This window comes from Vibrio sp. 1F169, assembly GCF_041439605.1.
Lineage (GTDB): Bacteria > Pseudomonadota > Gammaproteobacteria > Enterobacterales > Vibrionaceae > Vibrio > Vibrio tasmaniensis_A.
Map to the genome: position 1 here is coordinate 1 of NZ_JBGOOI010000119.1, position 7,034 is coordinate 7,034.

The 7,034-nt window shown below is 42.6% G+C and carries 4 protein-coding genes and 1 pseudogene; 1 reads left to right on the plus strand and 4 read right to left on the minus strand.

Annotation, left to right across the window (positions count from 1 at the left end):
- On the minus strand, positions 1–1,114 hold a 1,114-nt coding region (gene mobF, locus ACED53_RS22415), incomplete at its 3' end, for a MobF family relaxase (protein ID WP_371715311.1).
- 72 nt (positions 1,115–1,186) lie between these two features.
- Positions 1,187–2,710 (minus strand): hypothetical protein, encoded by a 1,524-nt coding sequence (locus ACED53_RS22420; RefSeq protein ID WP_102257494.1) that lies wholly within the window; start codon positions 2,708–2,710, stop codon positions 1,187–1,189.
- Between the two features lie 405 nt (positions 2,711–3,115).
- On the opposite strand from ACED53_RS22420, the pseudogene tnpA reads away from it, so the two are divergent.
- Positions 3,116–3,318: pseudogene (tnpA, locus tag ACED53_RS22425) on the plus strand (IS200/IS605 family transposase); the annotation flags it as partial.
- Positions 3,319–3,456: 138 nt separating this feature from the next.
- On the opposite strand, the gene ACED53_RS22430 reads toward tnpA, so the two are convergent.
- Positions 3,457–5,715 carry a hypothetical protein gene (locus tag ACED53_RS22430; RefSeq protein ID WP_102257495.1) on the minus strand — a complete coding sequence of 753 codons (2,259 nt, stop codon included), beginning with the start codon at positions 5,713–5,715 and terminating at the stop codon, positions 3,457–3,459.
- A gap of 189 nt (positions 5,716–5,904) precedes the next feature.
- A partial coding sequence (locus tag ACED53_RS22435; RefSeq protein ID WP_371696197.1) for a type IV secretion system DNA-binding domain-containing protein occupies positions 5,905–7,034 on the minus strand: 1,130 nt, incomplete at its 5' end.

Genomic DNA, 7,034 nt, shown 5'->3' on the forward strand with positions numbered 1-7,034 from the left:
CGCCTTTGGTGAACTCTGAGGCGGTGAGTTCAATGATTTTTTCAAGGTGTAACGCGGTGCTGTATTGCCCTAGATGGTCAATGGCTCTGCTGATGGCGGCTTTGGTTTCACCAAGTGGTGGGGTGTTTTGCGCTTCTTTTACTTGTTGCGCCATGGTGACAAGCTCTGCGGGTTCATACCCTTGCTCTTTTACGGTGCTTTGCCACTGTTTGTTGAGGTTGTCGTTACTCTGGTGGGTTTTGCTTTTACGAGTGTCGAGGGTCGCGACATCTCGCGCGGCGCGAGAGTCAAAGCCTAAATCGAGTGTGCGTTGATCAATTTGCTGTTTGCGAGTGGACGATGCATCAAGAATAGGCTGAGGGACACCGCTGATTTCGAACTGACCGTTGCCGACGCCTCGCGTGGAATAACCGAGGGTTTCTGCCTCCTTAGCTAATTGGCTCTGGTACAAGATACCGTAGTATTTTTGGAAGTTGTAGATGCGCTCGCCTGTGCCGTTAATGACGCCCCCTTTTTGTTTTAAGCTGGTTGATAAAGCGCGTAAATCCCCTTCTTGGTCTCGAGTCATGTTAGCTGCGAGAGCGTGCGAGTGCACTTGCATGTCGTTTTCACGGCTGGTCTTGTGGCGCACGACCGCAAATATCATCGAATCCGTATTTTCGTATTCTTGAACGCCTTTCTTATGAGTGACTTTGACTTGTGCAACGTCTTTTTCAAGCTCTGTTAAGGCGAACTTCACTGCGTTGTTATGCGCTTCTATTAGGCGGGTGTCCCCGCCAATAAGCGCGAGAACACTGATGGATTTAGGCGCAGAAAACGTCAGGTCGAAGCCTGATTTGTGTTTCCCCCTTTTCCCTTTAATAGTTTCATCACCAAGACTGCCTGAGAGGACCGATTCTAAGGTGGCTTGCTCTACGGGTTTGCCAGCCAGTCCCGCTTCGATGGCCAGCTTGCCATGCCAGAAGGTGTTTTCTTCTTGGTCTTTTTCTTTGAGGTAATAGTTATCACCGGCATCTTTTTCTAAAGAGACGTCAGGTAGGTCTTTGGGGGTTTCTTCGCTTAGGTAGTACTTTGCAGCGCCAGAAGCGGATTTAAGAGGGCTGATAGAAAGCATGACGGTGTTCCCTTGTGTAATGCCAATCACCAATGATGGCGATGAATTGAGTGGTGGGTGCTGTTACTGCGGTTACAAAATGATCCCAACACAAGCAAATGAATTGCTAGCGGTTAACGTTCTTTCTTCGTGAATGGTGACGCCATTTTCATCAAGGTGAATGGACGTAATGCCCGCTTTAAATCGGTCTAACGCTATTATTTCTTCCTTGGTTAAATGCTTGCCATGAGTCAGGCATTCTAGACGGTTAAAGCTATATTCATCGGCGGCCATTGCTGGTTTCGAAGAATCAGAATGCTTCATGCACTCATTGCCATACAGCCAATCTTGAGCACACTCTATATTTGGCTCTAACTGGTAAGTCATATGATGGGTGACGCTTGAAAAAGAATGGGACCGGCTTGTCCATTTGTAGCTCACTTGAAAGCAATCAACCTCATCGGGAATGACGGCATACCAACCTCGACTTTTGGGGGAGGTATCTAAATAAACAGACACGTAGCGTTTGTTTGGCCAAAAGCGCTTTGTTTTTGGATTGCCGTTTGGTTTAGCCCAGTCGGGTCCTATAAATTCAAAATGAATGTCTGTTACCTTGTTGCTGGTAAGCTCAGGTGTCAGAAATATTCTGGGCGTAAATTGCAGGTATCGTTCTTTGGGATACAGAGGTAAGTTGATGTTGAGTTGGTGTTTAAGAGCGGAGCGGATCTCAGAGTGCGCTTGAGTGTAGCATTCTGACCATTCAAGATTTTTTGCCGCCTCAATGGGGGACATTCCACGTGAATATAAATAGATATAGGGTGTCCAATCTATTTTGATGTATCGGTATGGGATTTTTTTGATATGAGCTACAAACGCCTTAAACCATCCTTTCCATTCAGAGTCATATTCGTTGGTCATTTTTCCATTTAAATAATTGAAACCTTTTTGTGTAAAAGATACGCATGTTTGCGTGTCGTTGAATTCTAGATACCCCTCTGAAACCAGTTGTCCTAAGATGTCCCTTACTAACATGCCAGAGCGCGGGTAAACATCTAATGAGCGCTTTTTTACTTGTGGCTTACTCAAGTTAATTCGCTTTTCTTTCACGTGCTCTAAATAGTGATTATTTATAGGGGCCACTTGGTGATTTTTGGTGGTAGGCCAGAGCCAATCTAAAAGGTCGGAAGCATAAACAGTATTGGGACCTAGTTCTAATGTATAGGACGTCGGGGCTTTGGGTAAGGGTGGAAGATCACCTTCCTTGCCGTTCATGGCGTTTCGCTCTTCGGGAGTTAAGTTCCTTAGAATGACACAGGCAAATCCTTCAATGTTGTCGATGTGCTCTCCTAGACTTACCCTCACGCTCTGAATAAAAGGGATAATGGACACTTGGTTAAATACAATGTTATGGGCTGAGACGTGGTGCGTTACTGTCTGCGCTTTTAAGTCGTCCCAGTCGCTATAACCTATCGCTTGAGCACAAATCGATAACCATGTGTTTTTTTTAATTGGGCTGTTTGAAATAATTTCAGCATCGGTAAGTTGATTGAGAATAGTGTGTAATTGTTTTTTTAATATCGGTAAATGGTCAGAATTCAAGATGGTCTTACTTGACATGGTAATTCCTTGATAAATTAACGTAAAAAAGCCTTGCAATGGCAAGGCTTGGGACGGGGGTTGAGTGATTAATCGTGATGATAAGGCTCTAGGGTGTAACCTCTATGTTGCGTAAGCTGGATTAGTGAGTACAAGGGGTCACCAGTCGTTGCCGTCGAGCATATCGAGAACAAAGAGTGATTCGGGTTGTTTTTCAGGGGACATATCATGGTGGGTGTTTTAGTTTTTTAATCGCGCACTGTGTTGACGTTTGTGTCGGAATCTTGGTTTCATTGGTGCTCTCCATTGAGGGAAACAACGTGAGGCAAGAGTGGGTGAGGCTCTCCAAGTAGTACTAGCGTTGGAAATTTAAGTTATTAAAATGCAGTGTTTTTGATCGTTCCATTCTGCAAATTTTCCCTATTAGTCTTGTTATCATATCCGCCAAAGTTGTCAATTAGCGTGATGGTGAATAACCTCAAATCCATATCATCAAGAATGCTTAGATTGCAGGGTACCCACCTAACAAGGCAAAGCAAAAGCGCTGCTTATGGTCGCGATATTACTTTGCTTGTACAGCAGGAGGGGCAACAATAGAAACTCTTAAAGCATATGTAGAAAGCCAATAACACCTAACACCAGATTAAGCCGCTATCGCGACTGACGCCTTATATCCCCGCCCGATCGAGCGAGGATATAAGGCGAAATTGCTAACCTTATTGGGATCCCTTAAATTTCAATTTAAAGTCCTTCTTGACCCTAAAAAATTATTCACGAATACGTATAGATAAGGTTCTGTTATCATCATAATCAGATGATAAACCAAGAGAATCATTGCTCCTATAACCAGTACATTCCAAATTTTGTTGATTATCGGTAAGGCAATAAGAAAACTCATAGCCGGGTAGGAGCAGCTTTATTGAAGAGATCCCTCCCCTAAAAATATCAGGGAAGTTCTCATTCGTCCCTGTCAGCAAAGGATATTGAGGTCCATGTAACTGAAGGTCCATGTAAGCGAGGCCTATAACATTATTCAAATCACGCTTTTCAATAACAAAAGAGCGATAAGAGTCATTTCTTAAATCACCAAAATAATTACTATCAGCATAGTAGATATCACATGTGCCCTCTAGGTTAGATTGAAGGCAAGCTTTCACTTGATATTGTTTATCGTGCAACCTAAGAGAAGAACTAGTAATACCTACATCCCCTAGCTCTGAAGCATTGTAAACATGGTTAAGCTGGAGCATTTCAAACAATGGAGGCTGTTGGTCTCGATGAGCAAAGAGTGTCGCTAAAGTTAATTGCGGTTGGTCAATTATCTTAACCCCACGTGTGACGTCATTGTCAGAGGCAGCTACGAGTTTTACCGTACCAGTATAGGGAAATTGACAACTGTCTTCCGTCCTTGTATTACAAAGGAGTACTTTTTTCCCTGGAGGCACAACCAAAGATGAAATTGATCGATAGAATGCCCTGTCGTAAATGTCAGTTGTATCGTAGAATGCGTTAGTTCGATCAAGAGTCAACTTTTGGCCTTGAAAGTACTGATCAGTATAGAAAACAACATTTTCTGGGTATAGTTCAAGCGGACCAACCTCAAGATGGACAATAGAATCGTTCATTTCTTCGCCCACAAAATCAAGATCCAGCCCCCATACAGTCAAACAATTTGAATAATCAGTACTTTTACATAAGCGAACGTAACTTTTTGGCCCTACCTTAATCGACGAAATCTCTCCTATAGCATTTATCTCTTCAGCAGAAGACCTTCCGTAATTAAGATGGGTCAAGGATCCTTGAAAATTAATATCCTGATAGGCAAGAACAGGAAAACGTTCTAGCTGGGCATCTGTACTCCGCTTCTTAGTATATTGAGAAACACCATTCCAATTATACTCCTCTGATTCTTTACGCTCATCGTTACCCAACATTCCTTCCCAATATTGCTTGGCGACTTGTTCCGCATTGTTTCGGGCACCTACTTCTATAGTATACTTAGTTGTCTGATCTAACTGCCCCCAATAAGAAGCATTGGGAAACATAAGATATTGCTTATTTGAATTGAACTTAGCAGGATTTCTGATCTCGTTTAAAGCTTCTGCACCATATTCACTAATGAGATAATAATCGACTTCATTACTATGAGGAGATGCTTTCATTCTTGGTTCTATAAAGCCATTTGGAGTAATATCGGCGTCTGATATCCAACCACTATAGCCCTCTGAACCAATATATTTTATAAATTCTATATTTTTTTCTTGTTGTAATGTAGTAATCCTACTGTCACTTAGCGCTGAATCAATTTGATTAATACAGGTTTCTCGCTGTTGCTCCCCAGAAAAACTTTCAACATTTAAAAACCATCCTTCAAAATTCAGTCCGTCAGCCAATTCAATGAGCTTTGTCATCAAACTGACTGTCCCTAAATCTCGACAATCTTGAAAATTTCCTCCATGGGAGAGACTAGGCAAAAAGACGCTGCCATAAATCTTGACTCCTTTCACATGAGCTTCTTCAATCCATTGAGGGTCAGGGGCTAAAATTGTGCCTTCTTGAGAGCTTCCTCCCCAAAAGACCATTCCTTCAAGATAATCCCAATAATCAAATCGAACACGGTCAGGGCTAGTGATAGCGTCAGGAATTCTTTCTAATGTAGCCCTAGGACGGACTAGGGCGGTATAACGATGATTTAGCTTGTTTAAGGCAGTATCTGGATCTAGACGATCTTCTATTCTAGCCCAATGATAAACCCAAGGTTGAATAACCCCATCAACGAGAATACCAGTCTGTCTTTCTTTCGTATTTTTACTCAAGTAATCTTCATCACTCAAGATGTCATTTACAGTTAGATCCTTCAAGGAAGGAACTGACGAGGTTGCATTATTTGGCTTATTGATAAACCAAGTGTAGGTTTTTTTCCCTTGGGCATAGGTTTGTGAACTAAAAATTAACCCTCCGATAAAAAAGATGAAAACACTCTTTATCCAAGTTCCCCATTGACGTCGTTCTCTTTGCTTTTCCATATAAAGACCTCTCTATAATTTACCCTGTACTCTGACTGAGGTTAGATTTAAGGTGGTTTATGATTTATAGAAAATATAATTACCCCTATTTAGACGCCTTAAAAATAATCTTATATATTAAATTATTCATTATTTATATAAATTGCTCTTCTATCATCTCATGGTAATATTTAGCTAGTTTCCCTTTCATCATTCAGATATATCGTCCATCCCGATATCTTGAGATATCGCCGACTCTTCGAGATCTTGTTGAGCGCGCTTTTGATAGTGACCGTCTGATTTGAGATTTTCTGCATCATCATTGACAAGATTTTTGACTGTTTTGCTTTGCGTGGCTTCTTTGATTTGGGCTGTCTCGAGCTTCATCTCTTCTGCAGTGTCAAATTGCTCTGATTGGCGGGTTGAGAGAGCATTACGCTCTTCTTCACTAAGGAAAAGCCCTGGAGCAACACACTCACAGTAAACGGCTTCTTGGTATGCTTTAATCATCGCTGGAGATAGGGTGTGTTCACGTTTGATAAAGGCTGGTGTCACATCTCGCATCTTATCAAAGTGCAACTCTAATTGAGTGATAAAGCTGCTTCCTGGTACGCGAAGGTAACATTGTAAATCATCCATGGCTTGGATTTCACTGCTAGAGACAACAGGGCGGGTGACGGTTTGGTGACCAATCGATACCCCATCACGCAACGCATTTGCACCGTAAGAAATGTTCTCTCTTGAGACGTCCACCTCTTGCTCACCCAAATCTTTGGATGAGATTTGCGCCATCTGCGCTGAGGGGGCGCGAAAGTAAAAGCGAGAGTTGAGTAAATCAAAAATAACGTCCGCGGTATTTTTTCCGTAGGTTTTCACGAGCTGCGCATAAGACTGGAGACCAATCACATAACAGCCCCCAAACTTACGCACTTCTGAAATGATGTTATCCAGCTCAGGCAGTTTATGCAGACTAGGCATCTCATCCATAATCACCCAGATACGGCGGTCTTCATCGGCTTTGAGTCCCAAAATAGCGTTAGAGGCAATGGCAAGCCAAGTTGAAATTAAAGGACGCAGTGAAGCGTGTTGCTGCGCGTTACTCGATAAGAACAAAAAGCCTTTTTGTTTATCATCTTGTACCCAATCGGTGATGGAAAACGGTTTGCGTTTGGGCTCTCCTTTCGCGTCTTTATCATCCAAGCCATCTAAAAAGCGTAGGCTCTTAATGTAGGTGGCGAGCACCGACTTAATGGAGATGGCCGTCTTTTTGATGTCTTTAGAGACCAGGGAAGCAGACTCTGTGCCTTGCAGGAAATTACCCAGGGTTTCAAGTTCAGACG

Coding starts and splice junctions, on each gene's coding strand:
- ACED53_RS22420 (WP_102257494.1), bottom strand. CDS start 2,710: ATGTCAAGTAAGACCATCTTGAATTCTGACCATTTACCGATATTAAAA.
- ACED53_RS22430 (WP_102257495.1), bottom strand. CDS start 5,715: ATGGAAAAGCAAAGAGAACGACGTCAATGGGGAACTTGGATAAAGAGT.